The 23,872-nt window shown below is 75.3% G+C and carries 15 protein-coding genes and 1 pseudogene; 7 read left to right on the top strand and 9 right to left on the bottom strand.

Translation table 11 applies throughout. The annotated features are described in order from the left end of the window. Positions 1-496 precede the first annotated feature (496 nt). The 4 genes from BS72_RS28225 to BS72_RS38885 all read left to right on the top strand — a co-directional run bounded on the left by BS72_RS28225 (position 497) and on the right by BS72_RS38885 (position 9,669). Positions 497-3,445 carry an ATP-binding protein gene (locus tag BS72_RS28225; protein WP_198545970.1) on the top strand — a complete coding sequence of 983 codons (2,949 nt, stop codon included), beginning with the start codon at positions 497-499 and terminating at the stop codon, positions 3,443-3,445. 394 nt (positions 3,446-3,839) lie between these two features. Further along, the gene (locus BS72_RS28220) at positions 3,840-6,227 is read left to right on the top strand and encodes a hypothetical protein (RefSeq protein ID WP_037914590.1); all 2,388 of its coding nucleotides are present in this window, start codon (positions 3,840-3,842) and stop codon (positions 6,225-6,227) included. Positions 6,228-6,250: 23 nt separating this feature from the next. Further along, positions 6,251-7,534: a S53 family peptidase gene (locus BS72_RS28215; protein WP_037914588.1), complete on the top strand. Its 1,284-nt coding sequence runs from the start codon at positions 6,251-6,253 to the stop codon at positions 7,532-7,534. Between the two features lie 1,025 nt (positions 7,535-8,559). Beyond that, positions 8,560-9,669: a DUF5995 family protein gene (locus BS72_RS38885; RefSeq protein WP_051951776.1), complete on the top strand. Its 1,110-nt coding sequence runs from the start codon at positions 8,560-8,562 to the stop codon at positions 9,667-9,669. 122 nt (positions 9,670-9,791) lie between these two features. On the opposite strand, the gene BS72_RS38880 is transcribed toward BS72_RS38885, so the two are convergent. From BS72_RS38880 to rpe, 6 genes and pseudogenes are all read right to left on the bottom strand, one after another. Then, positions 9,792-10,208, bottom strand: a complete 417-nt coding sequence (locus BS72_RS38880; RefSeq protein WP_232792551.1) for a YsnF/AvaK domain-containing protein — start codon at positions 10,206-10,208, stop codon at positions 9,792-9,794. Continuing rightward, the gene (locus BS72_RS38875) at positions 10,205-10,780 is read right to left on the bottom strand and encodes a PRC-barrel domain-containing protein (RefSeq protein ID WP_232792550.1); all 576 of its coding nucleotides are present in this window, start codon (positions 10,778-10,780) and stop codon (positions 10,205-10,207) included. The genes BS72_RS38880 and BS72_RS38875 overlap by 4 nt, the downstream gene beginning before the upstream one ends. 244 nt (positions 10,781-11,024) lie before the next feature. Beyond that, a complete protein-coding gene (locus BS72_RS28200) occupies positions 11,025-12,464 on the bottom strand; it encodes a GuaB1 family IMP dehydrogenase-related protein (RefSeq protein WP_037914585.1) in 1,440 nt (479 codons plus the stop codon). A gap of 214 nt (positions 12,465-12,678) precedes the next feature. Next, positions 12,679-12,927: a hypothetical protein gene (locus BS72_RS28195; RefSeq protein WP_157856348.1), complete on the bottom strand. Its 249-nt coding sequence runs from the start codon at positions 12,925-12,927 to the stop codon at positions 12,679-12,681. A 155-nt stretch (positions 12,928-13,082) separates the two neighbouring features. Further along, a pseudogene (locus BS72_RS28190) lies at positions 13,083-14,068 on the bottom strand (sugar-binding transcriptional regulator). A 325-nt stretch (positions 14,069-14,393) separates the two neighbouring features. Beyond that, complete coding sequence (gene rpe / locus BS72_RS28185) at positions 14,394-15,059, bottom strand: ribulose-phosphate 3-epimerase (protein WP_037914581.1); 666 nt, start codon at positions 15,057-15,059, stop codon at positions 14,394-14,396. A gap of 370 nt (positions 15,060-15,429) precedes the next feature. Here rpe and BS72_RS28180 point away from each other — a divergent pair, with 370 nt between their 5' ends. Together BS72_RS28180 and BS72_RS28175 are read left to right on the top strand one after the other, a co-directional pair. Then, positions 15,430-17,577, top strand: a complete 2,148-nt coding sequence (locus BS72_RS28180) for an MMPL family transporter (RefSeq protein WP_037914580.1) — start codon at positions 15,430-15,432, stop codon at positions 17,575-17,577. Positions 17,578-17,797: 220 nt separating this feature from the next. Further along, entirely contained in the window at positions 17,798-19,432 is a 1,635-nt protein-coding gene (locus BS72_RS28175; protein WP_037914577.1) for a glycoside hydrolase family 27 protein, read from the top strand. A gap of 90 nt (positions 19,433-19,522) precedes the next feature. Here the strand turns inward: BS72_RS28175 and BS72_RS28170 are convergent, their stop codons facing one another. The 3 genes from BS72_RS28170 to def all read right to left on the bottom strand — a co-directional run bounded on the left by BS72_RS28170 (position 19,523) and on the right by def (position 22,819). After that, entirely contained in the window at positions 19,523-20,953 is a 1,431-nt protein-coding gene (locus BS72_RS28170; protein ID WP_037914575.1) for an RsmB/NOP family class I SAM-dependent RNA methyltransferase, read from the bottom strand. A gap of 211 nt (positions 20,954-21,164) precedes the next feature. After that, the gene (fmt, locus tag BS72_RS28165) at positions 21,165-22,097 is read right to left on the bottom strand and encodes a methionyl-tRNA formyltransferase (RefSeq protein WP_037914573.1); all 933 of its coding nucleotides are present in this window, start codon (positions 22,095-22,097) and stop codon (positions 21,165-21,167) included. 176 nt (positions 22,098-22,273) lie between these two features. Continuing rightward, positions 22,274-22,819, bottom strand: a complete 546-nt coding sequence (def, locus tag BS72_RS28160; RefSeq protein ID WP_037914572.1) for a peptide deformylase — start codon at positions 22,817-22,819, stop codon at positions 22,274-22,276. Positions 22,820-23,333: 514 nt separating this feature from the next. Between def and BS72_RS28155 the strand changes: the two genes are divergently transcribed. Beyond that, positions 23,334-23,771: a hypothetical protein gene (locus BS72_RS28155; protein WP_037914571.1), complete on the top strand. Its 438-nt coding sequence runs from the start codon at positions 23,334-23,336 to the stop codon at positions 23,769-23,771. Positions 23,772-23,872: the final 101 nt, after the last annotated feature.

Raw genomic sequence — 23,872 nt, 5'->3', positions numbered from 1 at the left:
TCCTCCTCGCGCTCCGCCGCCCGCGGCCGGGCCGGCGTCCTGCGTCGCGGCTCGCGCCGCGTCGGTGGCGCCCATCGTCGCATCGCGGACGCCCACGGCACGGGAACCGCTCAGCCCGGCGGCCAGGAGTTGCCCGGGAGCCGCGGCGCGGTGGGACGGGGCCCCGGGGTCGGCCGCGGTCCTGAGCGGCGGTCGGCGGCAGCCGGTCTGGTCAACTCGGCGCCGTATCCTCCTGCCTGGTGGAACAGATGGTTCCGGGACCGGCGGGGTCGGCCTGGTGGCGAGGCGGTCTGGCAGGTGTGGACGCCAGGCGGCCGCAAGCCCCGTGGCGCGCCTGCTCGGGGGCCGGCCGACGGAGCCCGGGACACCCCCGGTCGGGGGCTGGGGCAGGGCGTGCCAGGGGGGTGAGCGGGGCACGTCTTGCCGGGAGAGGCACGAGGAACGAAGGGCCGGCATGGATGTTTCCGTACGTGGGGGAAGTGGCCGGGCGGCGGCCGTGCATGCTCCCGAGTTCGTGGGCCGCGGGCGGGAGATAGCCGAGCTCCGCCGGGCGTTCGCCGCGCCGCCGCCGGTGGTGTGGATCGACGGCGAGGCCGGGGTCGGCAAGAGCAGGCTGCTGCGGGAGTACCTGGCCACGCGGACGGCCAGGGCGGACCGGGTGCTGGTCGCGCGCTGCCCGCCGCTGCACCACCCGCAGACCCTGGCCCCGCTGGTGGACGCGGTGCGGCAGGCGGCGGACACCGTGGAGGGGTTGCCACTGAGCCCGCTGGCCGGGGCGCTGCGGCCGCTGTTCCCGGAGTGGGCCGGGGTCCTTCCGGCCGCGCCGGGACCGGCCGAGGACGCGACGGCGGTCCGGCACCGGGCCTTCCGGGCGCTGGCCGAACTGCTGGGCTGCCTGCGCGTGGCGGTGCTGGTCGTGGAGGACGTGCACTGGGCGGACGAGGCCACGCTGGAGTTCCTGCTGTTCCTGACCTCCAGGGTGCCGCAGCCCGTCGGCCTGGTGGTCACCTGCCGCCCGGAGGACGTGCCGAGCGGCTCGCTGCTGCGGCGGCTGGCCACCCGGCTCGCCGCGGACTCCGCCTCGGCGGCGGGGCGGCTGCGGCTGACCCTCGCGCCGCTCGATGTGGCCGGTACGGCGCGGCTGGTGTCGTCCATGCTGTCCGGCGTGCAGGTGTCCGAGCGGTTCGCGGGGTTCCTTCACCGGCGGACCGACGGGGTGCCGCTGGCGGTGGAGGGCGCGGTGCGGCTGCTGGCCGACCGGGCCGATCTGACCTTCCACGGCGGCGGGTGGGAGCGCCGGCACCTGGACGAGATCGGTGTTCCGGCCACGGTCCGCGACATGGTGCTGGAGCGGGTGGGGCGGCTCGGGCCCGAGGCGCAGGCGGTGCTGCGCGCCGCGGCGGTGCTCGGCCGGCCGGCCGAGGAGTCAACGGTGCAGGCGGTGGCGGGCCTTGCCGCGGGGCGGGCGCAGGCCGGCCTGTGCGAGGCCCTGGACGGCGGGCTGCTGGACGACGACGGCTGGGGGCAGGTGGCGTTCCGTCATGTGCTGGCGCGCCAGGCGGTGTACGACGCCATACCGCGGCCGAGGCGGCGGACCCTGCACCGGCGCGCCGGGCGGACGCTTGAGGGCCTGGCGCCGCAGCCGGTGGCCGAACTGGCCGGCCACTTCCGCGCGGCCGGCGAGCGAAGCGAGTGGTGCCGGTACGGCGAATGGGCCGCCGACCTGGCGCTCGCCTCGGGTGACGAGACGACCGCCGGAGCGCTGCTGCACGACCTGGTCGTCAACGCCGGCCTGCCGGCCGCGTCGGTGGTCCGGCTGATCAGGAAGTTCCCGTTCGCGTCGTTCGCGGGGCCGGCCCGGTTCCGTGAGCTGCTGCCTCCCCTGCGCGCCGCGCTGGACTCCGGGGTACGGGGGCCCGGCGAGGAGGCGGACGTCCGCGTACAGCTCGGCAACCTGCTGCTGTTCATGGGCGAGGACGACGCCGGCCGCGCCGAGTTGAAGCGGGCGCTCCCGCATCTGGCCCACGACCCGGCCGAGGCGGCCAGGGCTATGATGCGGCTGGGCTGGCCGCGCAGCAGCAGTTGGCCCGTCGCGGCCCATCTGCGCTGGCTGGAGCGCGCGGCCCAGGTGGAGGTTCCGTCGATGACGGCGGCCGACCGGCTCGGCTTCGCCGCGGACCAGGCCACGGCCCGGCTGATGCTGGGTGAGATGGACGGGTGGGCGCTCGCCGCGCGGATCCCCGACGACGCCGCCGTCCCGGCGGAGTGGCAGCAGATATCCCGGGCGAACCTGAACATCGGTGACATGGCGATGCTGTGGGGCCGGTACGCCGTCGCCGAGCGGCGGCTGGACCGGGCCCTCGCGCTGGCTGGCCGCCGCCGGTACCGGCGCTACCAGTCCGCCGCCATGGTGACCCGGGCCCATCTGGACTGGCTCACCGGCGCCTGGGACGGGCTCGCCGAGCGGGCCGCCGCGCTGGCCGAGGGCGAGGACATCCTCCCGCTCGCCCGGCTGGAGTCGCTCCTGGTCGCCGGGCTGCTGCAGGCCGCCGCGGGCGCGTACGAGCCGGCGGCCGAGCGCCTGCGGCTGGTGCTGGCCGAGGAGGTGCGGAGCGGCGCGCTGGCGGACTCCATGGAGGCCGCCGCGGCGCTGTCCCGGCTGGCGCTGATCGGCGGCCGCGCCGAGGAGGCGCTGGAGATCACCGAGGAGCCGGCGGCCGTCATCGCCCGCAAGCGCACCTGGGTCTGGGCGGCGGATCTCGGCCCGGCGCGGGTGGCCGCGCTGGCCGCCGCCGGCCGCGTCGAGGAGGCCGGACGGCTGACCGCGGCGTTCGCCCGCGGGCTGCGCGGCCGCGACGCCCCGGGGCCGCAGGCCGGACTGGCCTCCTGCCGGGCGATCCTGGCCCAGGCGCGCGGCGAGAACACCGCGGCCGCCCGGCTGTTCGCCCGGGCGGCCGCGGCCTGGCAGGACCTCCCCCGCCCTTACGAGGCGCTGCTGGCCCAGGAGCAGCAGGCCCGCTGCCAGCTCGCCGCGGGCCGGCCCGAAACCGCTCTGGCCCTCCTGGCCGGCGTGCGCGGGCAGTTGATCGCGCTGGGCGCCCTGGGCGACGCCGACCGGGTGGTGGCGACGTTGCGCGAGCACGGCGTCGCGGCGAAGCGGCCGCAGCGCGGCGGCCGCCGCGGCTACGGCAACGGCCTGTCGCCCCGGGAGTCGGAGGTCACCCGCCTGGTGGCCACCGGGCGCAGCAACCGGCAGATCGCCGAGGCGCTGTTCCTGTCCCCGAAGACGGTCGCCCAGCACCTGAGCTCCGCGATGCGCAAGCTCGGTGTCTCCTCGCGTACCGCCCTGGCGGTGCTCGCCACCGGTGCGGGCAGCACGGTCGCGGAACTCGCACAGCGGGACGTACCGGACCAGGAACCCGGCGCCGTGGCCAAAAATAGGTGATCCGTCGGATACTCGGCCGGGCTCGCCCGGGCCACAGTGGCCGGACAAGCGCGCCACAGGTCGCCGAGTCCGGCGAGGCGTCTGTCGACAACGGTGTCAGCCGCCCGTAGGGCGGAGTACGGGGGGCTCCTCCCGGACCTGCCGGGCCAGGGGGACCTCCCGGCCCGGCAGGTCCGGGAGGTGGGCGCGCAGCGGTCCGGGCCGACGGCCGGCGGCGCCCCGAGCGCACGTGCCGGACGCCCCCGGCCGGACCGGACTCCGCCAGCCCGCCTCGGCAACGCCGCCGAAACCGCGCGACCCCTCACGCGTTCCTCCGCACATCCCTCCACGCATCCCTCCACATGTTCCTCCGCACGTTCCTCCGCATATCCCTGGCACAAGGAGAAGTCGAGTGATGAGTGACCACAGAAGCCGCCCGCGGCCGCCGGCGGGGGTGAGCCGCCGGACCGTGCGGTGGCTGGCCGTCCTCGCGGCGCCGCTGCTGGCGCTGTCGCTGACCGCGACGCTGGACGCGGACCCCGCGCGGGCCGACTCGGCCGCCGCACCGGCCCCGCAGGCGACCGCCGGGCCGCAGACCCCCGGGAGCGGACAGACCGTCACCACGCTGACCGGCGGGAAGATCCTGGTGCGCCCCGACGGCACGCAGGTGGTCCAGGGCGGCGGCCCGACGCTGAACTACACCGGCCCGAACGGCGACCGCTACGTCGTGCCCGCGGAGGCCGCGCCCTACGCCGGCCGGTCGCTGGACTGGGCGCTGTTCGATGTCTCCGCGCTGGTGCGCGACCACATCACCGACGGGGCCAGGATCCCCGTGGCGCTGTCCTTCAGCACGGCCGACGCGACCCCGCCGCCCGGCATCACCCTCACCTCCTCCGGCGGCGGCATCAGCGCCGTGGGCTACATGACGCCCTCCTCGGCCGGGGAGTTCGCGGCGTACCTGCGCGAGCGGATCGCCGCCGACGTCACCGCCGGCCGGGCCGCCGGCACCACTCCCCTGCCCGGCGTGAACCGGCTGGCGCTGGCAGCGGCCGCGCCCGGCCAGGGCGCGACCCCGCAGTACGCCTACCAGATCGCGCAGCTCGACACGCCGGGTCTGACCGGCCCGGCGAACGCGATCATCAGGCTGTGGGACATGGACTCGTTCAAGACCCTGTCGACCACGTTCGCGTCCGCCGGCGGTGTCGCCCGGATCGCCGTCCCTGAGGGCCACTACTTCGCCGTCGCCCAGTTCGCCGAGTTCGACGACGAGGGCAACCCGGTCGAACTGCGGTACGTGAGCGCGAGCTTCACCGTTCCCGCCAGCAGCGGCGCCGTCACCGAGGTGTCCCTGGACGAGAAGAGCGCCACGTCGCGCTCCGCCGCCGCCACCCCGCGGCCCTCCCGGCAGATCAACGAGACCGCGGCCTGGGGGCTGCAGAGCGCGACCGGCGACTGGGACGTCATCTCGGCGACGCTCTACGGCGCGAAGGGCACCGACATCCAGGGCAGCCCCGGCGCCGACATCTACGTCGCACCGACGTCCTCGGGCCCGTCCGCCGGAAGGCTGCGCTACTTCGTGCAGTGGGACGGCATCGCGCCCGCGTCCGGCGGCAGCTTCCCGTACAAGGGGGAGAGCGCCTACCCCTACCGGTACGACCTGGCGTTCGGCTGGGACAACACGATCCCGAAGGGCCCGTACAAGGTGCGCGGCGGCGACCTGGCCACCGTCAAGGAGCACCTCTACGCCGACCCGGCGCAGACGCCCGCGAACTTCGAGTTCTCCAAGGCCTCCATCGACCCGGTCCTGCCGGCGGATATCGCCGCGGTCCAGGTCAACGACGGGCTCACCCGCGTGGCGCCCGGCGACTTCACCGACTACGTCGGCACCGCGGACGGCGGCGACTGGATCTTCAACGCTGGCATCGGCCCCGGCTACAGCCTGAACGAGATCATGGCCGATCCCCGCACCTACGCCGGCGGCCACACGTACTCGACGGACTGGGGCCGCGGACCGCTGACACCGCAGTGGGGCCAGCACCTGCCGCGGCCGGACGCCCTGTACGAGAACTGCTCGGCGTGCGTCACCGAGAACGCGGACGAGGACTACCTCACCGCGTTCTACGCCACCGACGCCCAGGACAGCCAGCAGGCCGCGACCGGTATCCGGTACCTCTACGACAGCGGGACCTGCTCCATCGACGGGCAGAAGTTCTCCGATTACCCCGCCTGCATCGAGGACCACCCGTTCTCGGCGGGCAGCACCCCGGCCGAGCCGAGGACGTACCGCCTGGTGTACGACACCGTGCTGTCGCCCCAGACGCCCCAGTACAGCCAGGCCACCTCGACCCACACGGACCTGACGTTCCGCTTCGCCTACAAGAAGCAGCCGCCCGCGGACATGGCGCTGCCGGCCGGCTACCAGTGCTCCGAGTACCCCGTCCAGGGCTCCTGCGAGATCCTGCCGGTGCTCACGTTGAACTACGAACTGGCGGCCGACGAGCTGAACACCAGCTCCGCCCCGGTGCAGCAGCTGAAGCTGAACGTCGGCCACCTGACCTACGACGGCATCGGGTCGCACGCCGCGATCACCTCCGCCTCGGTGGACGTGTCCTTCGACGGCGGCACCACCTGGCGGCACGCGGTGGTCGGCGGGCACCACGGCTCCTACACAGCGCGCTGGCCCAACCCGGCCTCCGCCCGCGGGACGAGCCCCGCGCTGCGGGTGACCGCCACCGACGCCGACGGCGGGTCGATCACCCAGGTCGTCGACAACGCCTACACCATCGCCGCGCACGCGCGCTGATCCAGCCGGAAGGAACGAGCCCTATGTTCGGACGCCTCTTCCCAGCCACGGCGATATCCGCCGCGCTGGCCGCGGTCGCCCTCTTCTGCGCGGCGCCGGGTGCGACGGCCGCCGGCCTCGCCGCGCACCCAGCACAGCACGAGCAGCACAACCAGCAGCCGGCCAACCTCCAGGACGCCTGCCCGGCGGCCTCGCCCGGCCAGGTCCGCTGCATGGCCCTGATCCGCACCGACGTGCACGGCGGCCGCGGTGCCAGGGGCCGCGCCGCACACGCGGCCGGTGCGGCGGACGCACTGCCGACCGGGTACAGCCCGGCCGACATCCGCTCCGCCTACAACCTGCCGTCCACCGGGGGCGCCGGGCAGACCGTCGCCGTCGTCGAGGCCTACGACAGCCCCACCGCCGAGGCCGACCTCGCGGTCTACCGCGCCACCTACGGGCTGCCCGCCTGCACCACCGCCAACGGCTGCTTCACCAAGGCCAACCAGGAGGGCAAGCGGTCCGGCTACCCCGCCAACGACCAGTACTCCGGCTGGAGCCTGGAGACGGCGCTCGACGTGGACGCGGTGTCGGCGGTCTGCCCGGCCTGCCACATCCTCCTGGTCGAGGCGGACAGCAACAACGACGAGGACATGGCCGCCGCGGAGAACACCGCCGCGCGTCTGGGCGCGACCGAGATCTCCAACAGCTACGGGGACGACGAGGGGTGGGGGATGTTCGCGTACGAGTCGGCCTACCGCCACCCCGGGGTGGCGATCACCGCTGCCTCAGGCGACCTCGGCTTCTCGGTGCCGAAGTTCCCCGCGGTGCTGCCCTCCGTGACGGCCGTCGGCGGCACGTCACTGGTACGGGACCCCGGCACCGCGCGGGGCTGGTCGGAGACGGCCTGGGGCCAGTCGAGCAGCGGCTGCTCGGCCTGGTACGGCAAGTCCGACTGGCAGACGGGCGTTCCCGACTGCCCCGGACGCGTCACCGCCGACGTGTCCGCGGACGCCGACCCCGACACCGGCGGACTCGCCGTCTACGACACCACCCCGGACGACTTCCCCTACCCCGGCTGGGTCGAGGCGGGCGGCACCAGCCTCTCCTCCCCGATCGTCGCCTCCGTCATCGCGCTGGCCGGAAACCCGGGTGACTTCTCCGACGCCTCCCGCCTCTACTCCCACACCGCCGACCTGTACGACGTGACCGGCGGCTCCAACGCGGCCTACGGCTTCGACTGCGGCGGCGACAACCTGTGCAACAGCGCCCGCGGTTACGACGGACCCACGGGCCTGGGCACCCCGAACGGCCTCGCCGCTTTCTAGGGCCTGGCCTGGCTCGTCCTGACCCGACCTGTCCTGGCCTGGCCCGGCCCGGGGCACTCAGCCCGGTTCGGGAGCCGCGGTCGGAGGTGAACGGCGCCCCGGGGCGGCCGTGCGGCGCACTCAGCGCCGCGCGGTCGCCCCTTCCGCGTGCCGCCCCGGCAGCCGGGGCGTGCCGCGGAACAGCTGCCGTGGAGACGGGATTGCTCCGAAGCGCCGCCGCGGGGTGCGTCACGTGGCGGCGCGCGGCGCACGGGGGCGCCGCCGATCGGGCGTGGGCGGTCCAGCGGGCGCGCACGGGGGAATCGAGCCCGCCGGACCGTGCCTCCACGTTAGCGTCGCCTCACGCACCGTCGGACCGGGAGCCGGAGAATTCCTGCCGCGCGAACACGCCATGGCACAGGATCGCGGGACCCAGGCCGCCGGGGAGAGCGTCAGCGCAGGTCAGCTGGGTGATTCCGGCCCGGCGCCCCGGCCCCGGGGCTCGGCCGCCCGGAGCAATTGCACCGCTCGTACGACCCGGCGCCTGGCCGGGCGGCGAACACCGCCAGTCGCCGCCCGCGGCCGCCGGTGGGCGACAGCTCGCCCGCCGGCTCCGGTCCACCCGGCCACAGGGGGTGGAAGTGCCTGGCGCCGGAAGGGCGCGCCGCGACCTCGCGGTCGTCCCCGAGCCGCGCGAACGGCGCGCTGGACGCTCGCGGTTCGGCGACCAGAGCGGTCGGCGGTCCTCCCAGCCGGCCCCGCACTCCTCCAGCCGGGCCCGCACTCCTCCGGCCGGGACGCCGCCACCGCCCGCGGCCGCGGCGCGTGATCGCGCGCCGAGCCCGGCTCCCGTCCGCTCTCCCCGACGGTCGGGACGGCCCGCGGCGCGGGTGCCCTCCGGTCCGGCCCCACCCTGCGGGCCGGTGCTCCGGGGCACGGCCGGTGGCCGCCGGTTCTCCAGGCCGGTGGTCCGTCCTGGGGACCGGGCGGGAGCGAGTGGGGCGCGGCGGGGCAGCGCCGATTGGCAGAAGCGACAAGCTGACCGTATGACCGCAAGCTCGCCTCCCGCCACGCTCCCCGGCCTGCTCCTCGACCCGCCCACCACCCGCTCGCCCTCGGACCGGAAGGCCGACTCGCCCTCGGTCCCGAAGGCCGCCGCGTCGACCGGCCCGTCAGCAGGTTCTCCGGCCGGGGCCGCCGTCCTGGACACCGTGGCGCCCGGCACGGACGGGCGCGGGGAGGCCCGCGGTCGGACCCTCGGCGCGGCGACGGGCACAGCCACAGGCACGGGCACGGGCACGGGCAGGCGCGCGCCCGACGCCGGTGCCGCGTTCGCCGCCCGGACGCTCTTCCCGCTGCCGGCCGGCTCCCTGGTGCCCGGGCCGGTGACTCCCCGGCGGCCCCGGACCCGGACCGCGGGGGTCGGGAGGGTGGCCGCGCGGATGCGGGCCCTGGCCGCCGACCTGCCGCCGAACGACGGGGTCGCGGTGTTCAACCGGGTCTACCTGGCGGTCACCGACGAGGTGCGGCACCGGATGGCCGCGGGTGAGTTCCCCGACGGGCCGCGGGCCGCGCGGCTCACCGTGGTCTTCGCCGAGCGGTACCTGGCGGCGGTGGAGGGCCCGCCGGCCGCGGCCCCTGCCTGCTGGCGGGCGCTGCTGCGGGCGCGGGGGCGGCGGACGGCGGCACCGCTCCAGTTCGCGCTGGCCGGGATCACCGCGCATGTCGGCCACGACCTGGCGCTGGCCGTGGTGGACGCCTGCCGCGAGGCCGGCTGCCCGCCGGCCGGGCTCGACGCGGACTTCACCGAGGTCGGCGCGGTGCTCGCCGCGGTCGAGGAGCGGGTCCGGGAGGAGCTGATGCCCGGGCCGGACCTGCTGGAACGGTTCGACGCCGTCACCCACGCGGTGGGCTGCTGGAGCCTGGCCCGGGCCCGCTCGGGCGCCTGGGGCGCGGCCCGGGTGCTGTGGGCGCTGCGGGACCACCCCCGCGGGTTCGCCCGTTGCGCGACGGGGCTGGACCGCACCACCGCACTGGCCGTCCGCGCCCTGCTCGCCCCGGCCCCCCGCCACCCGGCACCCGCCGCGTCTGCCGCGGACGCCGCAGTCGCCGGTCCGGCGGAGCCCGCGCCGGTCCCGTCCCCGGCCCGCTCCTGAGGCGGTCGGGGCCACGGCGGCCCGGCCGCAGGACGGACAGCGCCGGGCAGGTCGGCAGGCACGCGTGCGGGCGCCCCGCTCCCCGGTGGTCCGGGAGGCGGGGCGCCCTGCCCGCGGCGCCGTCAGCGGAAGCGCTTGTCGGACGACGGGTCGGTGCCGCCCTCGGACGGCCCCTTCCGCGTCGCCTCGTCAGCGCCCGTCATCTCGGTCTCGATCCGCTCCTTGCGGACCCGGCCGTGCACGGTCTTCTGCTCGACGTGCTCCTCGACGCGCATCCGGACGCGCTCCTTGGGGACGATCTCGGTGTCGACGACCGCCTGGTCCTCGTGGAGGGTCACGTACTGGTCGGCCTCGCTGATGTCACCCCCGAGGGCGGCCCGGTCGGCCTTGGTGATCGGCTCGCGCTCCAGCCGGACCTCCTCGTGCCGGATCGGCACGGTCTCCTCGACCTCCTCGACGTCGACGAACTTGCGCAGCCGGGCCCGGCCGGTGGTCTGCCGCTCGACGTGGACGTGCATCTCCTCCTCGGAGCGGGTCATGGCCTCGCCGGTCTCGACCCCGCCGAGGCGCTCCGCCGCGCCGGTGGTGCCGGCCGCGTAGGCGGCGCCGCCGGTGCCCTCCTCGCGCGTGCCCGCCGCCTTGCCGCCCGCGTCCTCCCCCACCGCGCCTCGGGAGCTCTGGCCGCCTGCGGCGGCTCCCGCCATCCCGCCCGCTGCGCCGGCCGCGGCCGCCTTGCCGCCGGCCCCATGTCCCCGGTGTCCCGGGAGCGCTCCCCGGTCTGCCCGCCGCTGCGGCTCTCCAGGCCGTAGTAGCTGTAGAGGTGCCGTTCCTCCTCGGCCGACAGGTGACCGCCGGAGTCGACGTCCACGTTGGGCGCGCCCTTGACCTGCTCCTTCTCGTAGGGCACCTCCAAGTGGTCCTGCACGATCCGGGCGGCGCGCGTCGGCACGAACGTCTCGTTGTTGCCGAAGAGGCCGGTCTTGACCGTCACCCACTCCGGGTCGCCGCTGGCGTCGTCCAGGTACATGTGCTTGGCATCGCCGATCTTCTTCCCCTGGGCGTCATGGACCGGATGGCCCACGACCTGGGGGATCTGGTCGCGCGTGATCATGTGTGGCCTCCTTGGGGGCTGCCGCGGCCGGTTTCGGCCTCACTCCAGCGCGTTACCCCATCGGGGGGAGCAAAACATCACAGGCCGGACAAATGACCACTAAACCCCGTGAAGTCAGCGTGTCGTCGCCCCCGTTCCGACCCGCCCCGCCCGGGCGCCGCAGTCCCACCCGGACAAACGTACGAGTGCGGGCCCGCCGTCCGGCGGACCCGCACCCCGTGTTCCCTGCGTCCCCGCCGGGCGGCTACTGCCAGCTGGCGTACAGCGGCTTGCCCTCGGCGTACCCGGCCGCGCTCTGCACGCCGACCACGGCCCGCTCGGCGAACTCGGCCAGCGAGGCCGCCCCGGCGTAGGTGCAGGAGCTGCGCACCCCGGCCACGATCGAGTCGATCAGGTCCTCCACGCCCGGGCGGGCCGGGTCCAGGAACATCCGCGAGGTGGAGATGCCCTCCTCGAAGAGCCCCTTGCGGGCCCGGTCGTACGCGGACTCCTCGCTGGTGCGGTTGCGCACCGCGCGGGCCGAGGCCATACCGAACGACTCCTTGTACAGCCGGCCGTCCGCCGCCTGCTGGAGGTCGCCCGGGGACTCGTGGGTACCGGCGAACCAGGAGCCGATCATCACGTTGGACGCGCCGGCCGCGAGCGCCATGGCCACGTCCCGGGGGTGCCGCACACCGCCGTCGGCCCACACGTGCTTGCCCAGCCGCCGGGCCTCGGCGGCGCACTCCAGCACCGCGGAGAACTGCGGGCGGCCCACACCGGTCATCATGCGGGTGGTGCACATGGCGCCGGGGCCGACGCCGACCTTGACGATGTCGGCACCCGCCTCGACGAGGTCGCGCACGCCCTCGGCGGCCACCACGTTGCCCGCCACCACCGGGACCTGCGGGTCCAGCGCGCGCACCGCCCGCAGCGCGTTCAGCATCGACTCCTGGTGGCCGTGCGCGGTGTCCACCACGAGGGTGTCCACACCGGCGTCAAGGAGCAGCTTGGCCCGGCCGGCGACGTCGCCGTTGATCCCGACGGCCGCGGCCACCCGCAGCCGCCCGTCGGCGTCGACCGCCGGCTGGTAGAGGGTCGCGCGCAGCGCGCCGGTGCGGGTGAGGATGCCGGCCAGCCGGCCGTCGGCACCGACCGCCGGGGCGAACTTGCGGTGGGCGTCCTCCAGCTGGTTGAAGGCCTGCCGCGGGTCGGCGGCGGCGGCGATCAGGAAGAGGTCGCGGGACATCACCTCGGACAGCTGCGTGAAGCGGTCCACGCCGGTCAGGTCCGACTCGGTGACCACACCGACGGGGCGGCCGTCGGCCACCACGACGCCGGCGCCGTGCGCCCGCTTGGGGAGCAGCGCCAGCGCGTCGGCGACGGTCTGCGAGGGCGCGAGCGTGATGGGGGTGTCCAGCACCAGGTGGCGCTGCTTGACCCAGCCGATCACCTCGGTGACCACATCGATCGGGATGTCCTGCGGGATGACCACGAGGCCGCCGCGGCGGGCGACCGTCTCGGCCATCCGGCGGCCGGCGATGGCGGTCATGTTGGCCACCACCAGCGGGATCGTGGTGCCGGTGCCGTCGGGCGCCCGCAGGTCCACGTCCTGGCGGGAGCCCACCGCACTGCGGCCGGGCACCATGAACACGTCGTCGTACGTCAGGTCGTACGCGGGCTTGACATCATTGAGGAAGCGCATTCCGACTCTCTCACCTGCGGCGGTACATGGGCGGGCGGGGAGTCAGCCCGGCCCGTCGCGCGGGTTCCCGGCTGCGGCTCCTGCTCCATCATCGCCCATATCCGCTGGTCGCGGCACTCCCGGGCACGGGCTTCGTACCATCGCCCCAACCACGCGCGGCAGGTCTGTGTCTTCGCCCGAACCGGCGTGGCCGCCGCCACCGCCGTCCCATCCGTCACTGCCGGCCGTTGCGCTTGACGAGCCAGACGACCAGCACCACCGCCGCGACGACGACGATGACAGCGACGACCGCCCCGAACCCCCCGCCGCCACCGCCACCGCTGTTGCCGTAGTGGTGCGTGGTGTGGCGGGAGAGCAGGGACGAGTGGCCGCTGGAACGGCCGATCGAGTGACTGCTGGAATGACTGCCGGAATGGCTGCTCGTATGACTGCTCGTGTGCTGTGCGTAGTCCCCCATAGGCATGCGCGGCAGCCTACGGTTCCGGCGGGGCGGACCGCGCACGTCGGCGTCACAGCAGTGTCACAGACCCGCAACGGGGTCCGGGAGCGGGGATCGGGCTCCGTCAGGGGCGGTTCCTGGCCGGAATCCGGCTCCGTCAGGGACGGCCCCCGGCCGGATCAGGCTCCGTCAGGGCCGGCCCGGTCCAGGGCGGGGCGGGGGCCGGGCGGCCGGTGTCCATCAGGTAGTCGGCGGCGGCCGTGTCGGTGACCAGGCTGGTGACCAGACCGGAGCGCAGCACCGCGTCGATCGCGTCGCCCTTGCGGCGGCCGCCGGCGATGGCCAGGACCTCGGGGATGCGGCGCAGCCGCTCGGTGTCGATGGTGATGCAGCGGTCGCCGAGGTCGCGGCCGACCCGCCGGCCCCGTACGTCGAAGAGGTGCGAGGACATCTCGGCGGCCGCGCCCAGCCCGGCGTAGTGCTCGCGCTCGGCGGGGGTGAGGGCGTCGTGGAGGGTGGAGATGCCGGCCTCCCAGGAGCCGACGGAGACCACCGCGACGGTGACCTCCTCGAAGTGGCTCATGGCCGCGGCGATCTGGGGCTGGGCGCGCAGCGCCCCCGCGGTGGCGGGGTCGGCGAGCACCATCGGCGCGTACAGGGGGTGTGCCTCGCCGCCGGAGACGGCCGCCGCGGTGCGCACGGCCTCCACCGAGCCGCGTTCGGCGGTGCCCACGTCGTAGACGCCGGTGAGCTGCACGACCGTGCAGGGGGCCAGCCGCTCCAGCGCGTTGGCCATGGTGATGATGGAGCGGCCCCAGGCCAGGCCCAGGACGTCGCCGTCGCTGACCAGCTCGCCGAGGAGGTCGGCGGCGACCGCGCCCAGGTTCTCCGGGTCGGGCACGTCGGCCTGGTCGGCGGGCGTCTCCACGACGACCGCGTGGCGCAGTCCGTACCGGGCGCGCAGGGCGTCGGAGCGCTCGGCGTCGAGCTCGGCCGGCACCCGGATCTCGATCCGCACCAGATCGCGTTCGAGCGCGGTCTCCAGCACCCTGGCGACCTTGAACCGGCTGACGCCGAACTCCTCGGCGATCTGGATCTTGGACCGGCCTTCCAGGTAGAAGCGCCGTGCCATCGCCGCGGCCTGGACCATCTCACCCGGGCCCATGCGCACCTGTGCGCGGCCTGTGCTCACGTCGCCTCTCCCCGGTCACCCGTCGCGGTCCGCTGTCGGCCCGCGCGCCCATCCTCCCAGACGTGAGGGCCTACGGGCGCAAGCCCGCGGGGCCTGTCCGCCCGGCGCGGACGCCGACTCGCGCGGCCTGCACGCCGGTTCGAACCGGCCGGGCGCCCCCGGACCGCACCGGACCCCGCGCCCTCGCCCTGTACCCGGCCGGCCCCGGCTCACCCGCGTATCCCTCGTGCAGCCCCCGCCCGCCTCCGGGCGTCTCCGCCGGCCTCTGGGCGTCCGGTGTGTCCGCGCCGGCGGACGCTCAGCGGGCGCGCGCCGCCTGCGCCTGGGCCCGCAGCGCGCGGACGGCCGCGGCCGGGTCCTCGGCACCGTAGACGGCCGAGCCGGCCACGAACACGTCGGCGCCGGCCTCGGCGCAGCGCTCGATCGTCTCGCTGGACACCCCGCCGTCGATCTGGAGCCACAGGTCGAGGCCGTGCCGGTCGATGAGCGAGCGCACCCGGCGGATCTTCGGCAGCATGATGTCGAGGAACGCCTGGCCGCCGAAGCCCGGCTCGACCGTCATCACCAGCAGCATGTCCAGCTCGGGCAGCAGGTCCTCGTACGGTTCGATCGGCGTGGCGGGCTTGAGCGCCATCGAGGCGCGGGCGCCCTTGGCCCTGATCTCCCGGGCCAGCCGGACGGGCGCGGCGGCGGCCTCGACGTGGAAGGTGACCGAGCCGGCCCCGGCGTCGACGTAGGCGGGCGCCCAGCGGTCGGGCTCCTCGATCATCAGGTGGCAGTCGATCGGGGTCGACGTGGCCCTGCCGAGCGACTCCACCACCGGCACGCCCAGGGTCAGGTTGGGCACGAAGTGGTTGTCCATCACGTCGACGTGGAGCCAGTCGGCGCCCTCCACCGCCCGCGCCTCCTCGGCGAGCCGGGCGAAGTCGGCGGAAAGGATACTGGGGCTGATCTGCACACTCATGGGGTCAGCAAAGCAGAGGGCCGCGCGGGGTGCGAAGTCGGCCCCGCACCGCCCTCCAGCACCGGGCACCGGGCGCCCCCGGTCCGCGCCGGCCGCCCGCACTTCCCGGCGGTCCGCCGGGGACTCCCGGGCCCCCGGACCGGGCACCGGGAGCGGAAGCCGGAGACAGGACCGGGTGCCGGGAGCGGGGACGGAGACCGGAGACCGGAGACCGGTGGCAGGACCGGATCGGCCGTCGGATCGCCGGGCGGTCCTCCGGGTGCGCCTTCCTGCGCGCGGACCGCGCCGCCCGGTGCCAGGCTGGTGCCCGTTCAGCTCCCGGGCGCGGCAGGCGGGTCGGGGACGGCGCAACCGACCAGGGGACGCGGCGATGGCGGACGGAGCGGGACGGGTGGCGCACCTGGTGTGCGGGCGGCGGGCGAAGTGGGCGGTCCTGCTGGTGTGGATCGTGCTGCTGGTGGCGCTCGGCCCGCTGGCCCGCAAGCTGTCCGACGCGGAGAAGAACGACGCGGCCAGCTGGCTGCCGAGCTCCGCGGAGTCCACGAAGGTGCTGAACCTGCAGAAGGCGTTCGTGCCGCAGACCGCGCCCGCGGTCGTGGTGTTCACCCGGGACGGCGGCCTGACCGCGGCCGACCTCGGGCAGATCGAGCGGAACACCGCCGACGTGCGGCAGCTGACCGCGCACGGCATCTCCGGCAGCCGTACCGTCGGGCCGATCCCGGACCGGGCGCACGCGCCCCGCGCGGCCGAGCTGGTGGTGCCGATCGTCGTTGGCGAGCACGGCTGGAACAAGCTGCCGGACGCCGTCGACTCCGTCAGGTCGACCGCCGCCCGGGGGCTGACCGGGGTCCAGGTCCACGTGACCGGGCCCGGCGGCTTCGGCGCGGACCAGAGCAAGGCGTTCCAGGGGATCGACGGCACCCTGCTGTTCGCGGCGCTCGCCGTCGTCATCGTGATCCTGCTGATCACCTACCGGAGTCCGACCCTCCTGGTGCTGCCGGTGGTCTCGGTGGTGGTCGCGCTGTTCACCGCCGAGGCGGTGGTCTACCTGCTGGCGCGGCACGGCGGCCTGACGGTGAACGCGCAGAGCGCCGGCATCCTGACCGTCCTGGTCTTCGGCGCGGGCACCGACTACGGGCTGCTGCTGGTGGCCCGGTACCGGGAGGAGCTGCGGCGGCACGCCGACCGGCACGAGGCGATGGCGCTGGCCCTGCACCGGGCCGGCCCCGCGGTGATCGCCAGCGCCGCCACCGTGGCGCTGTCCATGCTGTGCCTGCTCGCGGCCGAGATGAACTCGACCTCGGGGCTGGGTCCGGTGGCCGCGGTGGGCGTGGCGGTGGCGCTGCTGGCGATGGTGACGCTCTTCCCGGCGCTGCTGGTGGTCTTCGGCCGCTGGGTGTTCTGGCCCGTGGTTCCGCACCTGGGCACGCCGGAGCCGACCGCGACCGGGGTGTGGTCGCGGATCGGGGGCCGGGTGGCGCGCCGTCCGCGTACGGTGTGGGTCGGCACCACACTGGTGCTGGCGGCGCTGTCCTTCGGCCTGGTCGCGCTGAACGCGGTCGGCCTGTCCAGCGCGCAGGGCTTCACCAACACCCCGGAGTCGGTGGTCGGGCAGCGCCTGGAGGACCGCTACTTCCCCGCCGGTACCGGGCAGCCCCTGGTCGTCATCGCGAACGCCGGTCAGGCGGCCCGGGTGCGCACCGCGCTCGCGGGCGTGGCGGGCGTGGTGCCGCGCAGCGTGGGCACCCCGCCGGGGGTGCCGGCCGTACGCGACGGGCTGGTCTACCTGGAGGCGACCACCACCGCCCGGGCGGACAGCCACGCCGCCCGGCAGACGGTGGAGCGGGCGCGCACCGCGCTGCACGCGATCCCGGGGGCGGACGCGAAGGTGGGCGGCGGGGCGGCGGTGCTCAAGGACACCGCGCACGCGGCCAACCGGGACAACAAGCTGCTGATCCCGCTGATCCTGGTGGTGGTACTGGTCATCCTCGGGCTGCTGCTGCGGGCGGTGGTGGCTCCGCTGGTGCTGATCGCCACGGTGGTGCTGTCGTTCGCCGCCGCGCTGGGGGTGAGCGCGCTGGCGTTCCGTCACGTCTTCCACTGGGCCGGTGAGGACACCGCGTTCCCGCTGTTCGTGTTCGTCTTCCTCGTCGCGCTGGGCATCGACTACAACATCTTCCTGATGACCCGTATCCGCGAGGAGAGCATGCGCCGCGGCACCCGCGAGGGCGTGCTGACCGGCCTCGCCGCCACCGGCGGCGTGATCACCTCGGCCGGCCTGGTGCTGGCGGGCACCTTCGCGGTGCTGGGCACGCTGCCGGTGGTGGCGTTCGCGGAGATCGGGTTCGCGGTCGCGTTCGGCGTGCTGCTGGACACCTTCGTGGTGCGCTCGGTGCTGGTGTCGGCGATCTCGCTGGACCTGGGCGACCGGGTGTGGCTGCCCAGCCGGGTGCCGGCGCAGTCGCGGGGCCGCGGGACGGCGGCGGAGTCGGCGCGGGGGCACGACACGGACTCCTGACGGGGCGCCAGTACGGCGGGGCCTGGTCGATGTCCGCTCCCTGACCTGGGCGCCGGGCGGCACCACGACGCGGCATCTTGACGTGACCCCATCATAAGCCGACACTGCGACCGGCCAACTTCCCACAGGTCCGCGCACGTTGGCACACGTCCGCGCGCTCCTGCCGGAGGCCGGGCCGTCGTCCACGCACTCTCTCCGCCCCCCACCCGGGAGAAGGCCCATGCGCTCCTCGCCCCACCCGCTCTCCATCCCCGCCGCCCGCCCCCTGCCGCGCGCCGCCACGGCCGTCGCGGCGGCCCTGCTGCTGCTCCTGCCGGCCCTGCTGCTGCTCGGCCCGGCGCAGAGCGCCCACGCCCTCGACAACGGGCTGGCCCGCACGCCCCCGATGGGCTTCAACGACTGGAACGCCTTCGGCTGCAACGTCAGCGAGCAGCTGATCGAGCAGACCGCCGACTACCTCGTCTCCTCCGGCCTCAAGGACGACGGCTACACGTACGTCAACATCGACGACTGCTGGCTGACCAAGTCCCGGGACGCGTCCGGCAACCTCGTACCCGACCCCGCCAAGTTCCCCGACGGCATCAAGGGCACCGCCGACTACGTCCACGCCAAGGGCCTCAAGCTCGGCATCTACGAGGACGCCGGCACCGCCACCTGCGCCGGCTACCCCGGCAGCCTCGGCCACGAGCAGCAGGACGCGGCCAGCTTCGCCGCCTGGGGCGTCGACTACCTCAAGTACGACAACTGCAACAACCAGGGCGTGGACTGGCAGCAGCGCTACGACGCGATGCGCGACGCTCTGGCCGCCACGGGACGGCCGATCGTCTTCAGCATGTGCGAGTGGGGCGAGGACTCGGTGTGGACGTGGGGCGCGCCCACCGGCAACCTGTGGCGCACCACCGGGGACATCAACGCCTCCTTCGGCTCGATGCTGTCGATCTTCCACTCCAACGTGGGGCTCGCGCGGTACGCCGGCCCCGGCGCGTGGAACGACCCGGACATGCTGGAGGTCGGCAACGGCATGTCGTTCACCGAGGACCGCAGCGAGTTCAGCCTCTGGGCGGAGATGGCCGCGCCACTGATCGCCGGCACCGACCTGCGCCAGGCGAGCGCGGCCACGCTGTCCCTGTACGGCAACCGTTCGGTGATCGCGGTGGACCAGGACTCGCTGGGCCGCCAGGGCACCGAGGTCTCCTCCTCGGGCGGGCTGGACGTGCTGGCCAAGCCGCTGAGCAACGGCGACGTGTCGGTGGTGCTCTTCAACGAGAACTCCTCGGCGGCCACGGTCTCCACCACCGCCGCCGCCGTCGGCCTGCCGTCAGCATCGTCGTACAAGCTGACCAACCTCTGGTCGAACGCCGTCAGCAGCACCTCCGGATCGATCTCCGCCACCGTCCCGGCGCACGGCACCGTGATGTACCGGGTGGCGACCGGCAGCGGCAGCAGCACCGGCACCACGCACGCGCTGCTCGGCGCGTCCTCGCACCGCTGCCTGGACGCCTACGACAACGAGACCGCCGCGGGCACCAAGATCGAGATCTGGGACTGCGGCGGCGGCGCCAACCAGACCGTGACGCCCACCGCGGCCGGCGAACTGCGCCTCTACAACGGGACGCAGTGCCTGGACGCCTACAACAACCAGACCTCGACCGGCACCAAGGTCGAGCTGTGGGGCTGCAACGGCGGCGCCAACCAGCAGTGGCGGCTCAACCCCGACGGCACCGTCACCGGCGTCCAGTCCGGGCTCTGCCTGGACGTGACCGGCGGCGACCAGGCGTCGGGCAACGTCAACGGCACCGCCCTGGAGCTGTGGACGTGCAACGGCGGCGCCAACCAGCAGTGGTCGCTGACCTGATCCCGACCCGGACCGAACCCGGCCTGAACCCCGGCCCAGCGAGCCCGTGAGCCCCGCCCCCGCCGTACGCGGCGGGGCGGCGGCCGGTTTTCAGGCCGTGCGGCGCAGCAGGGCCAGGAACATCGCGTCGGTGCCGTGCACATGCGGCCACAGCTGGACGGTCGGGCCGTCGCCGAGGTCGGGGACGCCCGGCAGCAGCGGGCGGGCGTCGATCGGCTCGGCGGCCGGGGCGTGGGCCGAGGCGAGCACGTCCTCCACCACCGCCCGGGTCTCGGCCAGGTGCGGGGAGCAGGTGGCGTAGCCGACGACCCCGCCGACCCGTACCGCCCGCAGCGCCTCGGTGAGCAGGGCCCGCTGGAGCGGCCCGAACCCGTCGACGTCCTCGGCCCGGCGCCGCCAGCGCGCCTCGGGGCGGCGGCGCAGCGCGCCCAGCCCGGTGCAGGGCACGTCGACCAGCACCCGGTCGAAGGAGCCCTCGGCCCACACCGGGCGGGTGCCGTCGGCGACCACCACCTGGTAGGGGCCGGGGTTGCCGGCCAGCGCCCGGCTGACCAGGCGGGCCCGGTGCGGCTGCTTCTCGGCCGCGGCCAGCGTCGCGCCCCGCCGCGCGGCCAGCGCCGCCAGCAGCGCGGCCTTGCCGCCGGGGCCGGCGCAGCCGTCGAGCCAGCGGGTGTCGCGGCCCTCCAGCGGCGCCGCGGCCAGCGCCGCGGCCACCAGCTGGCTGCCCTCGTCCTGGACGCCGGCCCGGCCCTCGTGCACGGCCGGCACCGCCGCCGGATCGCCGCCCTCGGCCAGCCGCACCGCGTACGGGGACCAGCGGCCGGGCACGGCCGCCTCCGGCGGCAGCGAGGCGGCGATCTCCTCGGGGGTGGCGCGGCCGGGCCGGGCCACCAGCGTCACCTCGGGCCGCTGGTTGTCGGCGGCCAGCAGCTCCTCGATCCCGGCCCGGCCGCCGCCGAGCGCGTCCCACAGCGCGGAGACGATCCACCGCGGGTGGGAGTGGACCACCGCGAGGTGCTCCTCCGGGTCCTCGTCGTACGGCGGCGCGACCTGCTCCAGCCAGTCCGGCAGGTCCCGGGCGCTGATCCGGCGCAGCACCGCGTTGACGAACCGGGCCCGCCCGTCGCCGAGCACCACCCGGGCCAGCTCGACGGTGGCGGAGACCGCCGCGTGGCTGGGGATGCGGGTGGCGAGCAGCTGGTGGGCGCCGAGCGCGAGGACGTCGAGCACCGGCGGGTCGACCTCGCGCAGCGGCCGGTCCACGCAGGCGGCGATCACCGCGTCGTAGGTGCCCTGGTTGCGCAGGGTGCCGTAGACCAGCTCGGTGGCCAGCGCGGCGTCGCGCCGGTCGAAGGTGCGGCCCTTGGCCACGGCCTCCTCGGCGGCGTCCTTCAGCAGGCTGGGCAGCACCAGGTTGGCGTAGGCGTCCCGTTCGTCGACGGCCCGCAGCGCCTCGAAGGCCAGGATGCGGACCGGGTCGCGCTTGGGACGCCGGTACGGCTTCGCCTGCGTGGTCTTCAAAGGTGCTCCGGTGTGCTGGGGTCGAGCTGGAGGGCGGGGAGGCCGTCGCTACCGCCGGACGCTGCGGGCGTCCGGCCTTCCGACCTGCGGGAAGTGGCCCGCCAGTCAAGGGTACGGGGTGGCTGGCCGGCGCGGCGCGGGGCCGCCGGTCGGCCGCCCTGCGCCACGCGGGCCACGGCCCGAACCGGGTGCCGCCGGGGGCCGAGGGGGGTCACTCCCCGAGTCGGCTCCCGGAGGCGACGCGGGTGCCGCGGGCCCAGTCCGCCGCCGCCATCCGGCGCTTGCCGACGGCCTGCACCTCGCCGAGGGCGACAGCGTGGCTGCCGGTGCCCACGTGCACGGCGTTCTTGCCGACGGCCAGTTCGCCGGGGGCCAGACCGGTCACCTCGGGCGCGGGCGAGACCGGACCGAGCTTCAGCCGCTCCCCCGCCGCGAGCGTCCAGGCGCCCGGCGCGGGGGTGCAGCCGCGCACCAGCCGGTCGACGCGCAGCGCGGGGGCGCTCCAGTCCACCCGGGCGTGCTCGACGGTGATCTTGGGGGCCAGGCTGACGCCCTCCTCGGGCTGCTGCCGGGCCGTCAGCTCGCCGGACTCGATGCCGTCCATCGTGGCGGCCAGCAGCCCCGCGCCGCTGTGCGCGAGCCGCTCCAGCAGGTCGCCGCTGGTGTCGGCGGGCTTGATCAGCTCGGTCGTCACCCCGTAGACGGGGCCGGAGTCCAGGCCCTCCTCGATGAGGAAGGTGGAGGCGCCGGTGACCTCGTCGCCGGCCATCACGGCGTGCTGCACCGGCGCGGCGCCCCGCCAGGCCGGCAGCAGCGAGAAGTGCAGGTTGACCCAGCCGAACCGGGGCACGTCCAGCGCGGTGCGCGGCAGCAGGGCGCCGTAGGCGACCACCGGGCAGCAGTCGGGGGCGATCTCCCGCAGCCGGACGAGGAAGTCCTCGTCACGCGGCCGGGCGGGCTTGAGCACCTCGATGCCGGCCTCCTCGGCCCGCTGGGCGACGGGGCTGGCCAGCAGCTTGCGCCCGCGGCCGGCGGTGGCGTCGGGCCGGGTCACGACGGCGGCCACCTCGTGCCGCCCGGAGGCGAGCAGGGCGTCCAGGGCGGGCAGGGCTACCTCGGGGGTGCCGGCGAAGACGAGCCTCATCGTGCTGGGTGTGCCTCTCGGGTGGGCGGTCGCGGAAAAGGTGGACGGTCGAGAAGAGTCGCGGAGAGTCGCGGAAGGAGAACGGGGGCGGAACGGGGGCGGCGGCGGTCAGCGCCGGCGTGTCGTACGAGCCGTGCCTGGTGCCGTACGGCTCGGCCCGGGCCGGCTCGCGGGACCTACCAGGCGCGGCCGAACGTGTCGTGGGGTGAGATCTTCACCTGCGGGGCGCCCTCGGCGCCCCAGTCGGTCTCCCGGATGGCCTTCATCGCGGCCTTGCGCCGCTCCCGGTCGAGCCGGTCGATGAAGAGCACGCCGTCGAGGTGGTCGGTCTCGTGCTGGATGCAGCGGGCGAGCCGGTCGCTGCCCTGGAGGACCACCGGTTCGCCGTGCATGTCGAACCCCTTGGCGACGACGGTGAGCGCGCGCACGCAGTCCATCGTCAGACCGGGCAGCGACAGGCAGCCCTCGGCCCCGTCCTGTTCCTCCTCGCCGAGGGTGAGCTCGGGGTTGACGAGGTGGCCGACCTCGCCCGCGACGTTGTAGGTGAACACCCGCAGGGACACGCCGATCTGGGGTGCGGCCAGGCCGGCGCCCGGAGCCTCCAGCATGGTCTCGGTGAGGTCCTTGACGAGGGTGCGCAGCTCCTTGTCGAAGGTGGTGACCGGCTGCGCCGTCATGCGCAGCACCGGATCACCGAACAGGCGGATGGGCTTGACGGGCACGGGGCCCCTCCCTTGCGGTCGGGCGGTTCGGCCGCGGGACCCGGGCGGGGGCCGCGGGTCCGGGCGGGCGTCCGATTCTAGTGCCGTGGCTGGCGAGGTTCGCCCGGTGGCGAGGTGTCCTGGCGCGGTCAGCCGCAAGGCGCCGAACCGGCCTCGTAGTGGGCCTGCTCGGCCGGTACCGCAACGCGGCGGACGGCCGTGCCAGGGCGGCGAGCGGGCAGACCGTGACGTTCCCGGACCGGACGCTGTGCGGATTCCTCCAGAACACCCGTACGGGCGGGCACTCGTGGTGGGCCGGTTCGGGTCCGCGCGCCCCGGCGCGACTGGGGCGTGGACGGCGGGCCAGGGGGTGCGCGGTGAGGGGGCGCACGCCCCCTCACCGGCGGGCCGCGCCTGCTGAGCGTGACCAGCGGGGCTGTGGCGCGTTGGGCAAGAGAGTGTGACTGAAACCGGGTCGGCGCAGGGCTCGATCGCGCCGCCCGTCCATGGAACCGCCGGTTGGAGAGGCTTGTCGATGCCCGACCACGCAACCCCCGACGCCCAGGCGCGAGCGAGCCTGCACCTGCTGGTGCGGGACATCGAGCGGGTCCGCCGCCAGGTGGACGCCCTGCGCACCCTGACCGCCCAGCTGGGCAACGTCTACCGGCCGCGGCGCGGCGGCCCCAGCGCGGGTTTCGTGGTCTACGGCCGGGCCCCGGCGCCCACCGTCCGGCTCGCGCAGGAGTTGCGCGACAGCGTCGAGACCCTCGTGACGGCGGCGGTGGAGTTCGACCGCTCGCTGGGCTTCTCATGGGACGCCGTGGGTTCGGCACTCGGTGTGACGAAGCAGGCGGTGCACCGCCGTTACGGAGGGCGCCGCCCCGCCGCCGAGGAGGCCGCCCCGACGGTCCCGGCCGCCCGCACGGTCCGCGACGACCCGGCGCCCGTCTTCCCCGGCCCCCGCAACCCGTAGGCGCCGCGGTCCCCGGCCCCGGAGACCGGCAGGCGGCAGGCGGCAGGCGGCAGGCGGCAGGGGCCCCTCCAGACAGCGGACGGGGTTCACGCCCCCCGCGC

Source organism: Actinacidiphila yeochonensis CN732, from assembly GCF_000745345.1.
Taxonomy (GTDB): Bacteria; Actinomycetota; Actinomycetes; order Streptomycetales; family Streptomycetaceae; genus Actinacidiphila; species Actinacidiphila yeochonensis.
Note: the sequence above shows the minus strand (reverse complement) of the source record. Positions and strands in the feature narration are given on the sequence as shown.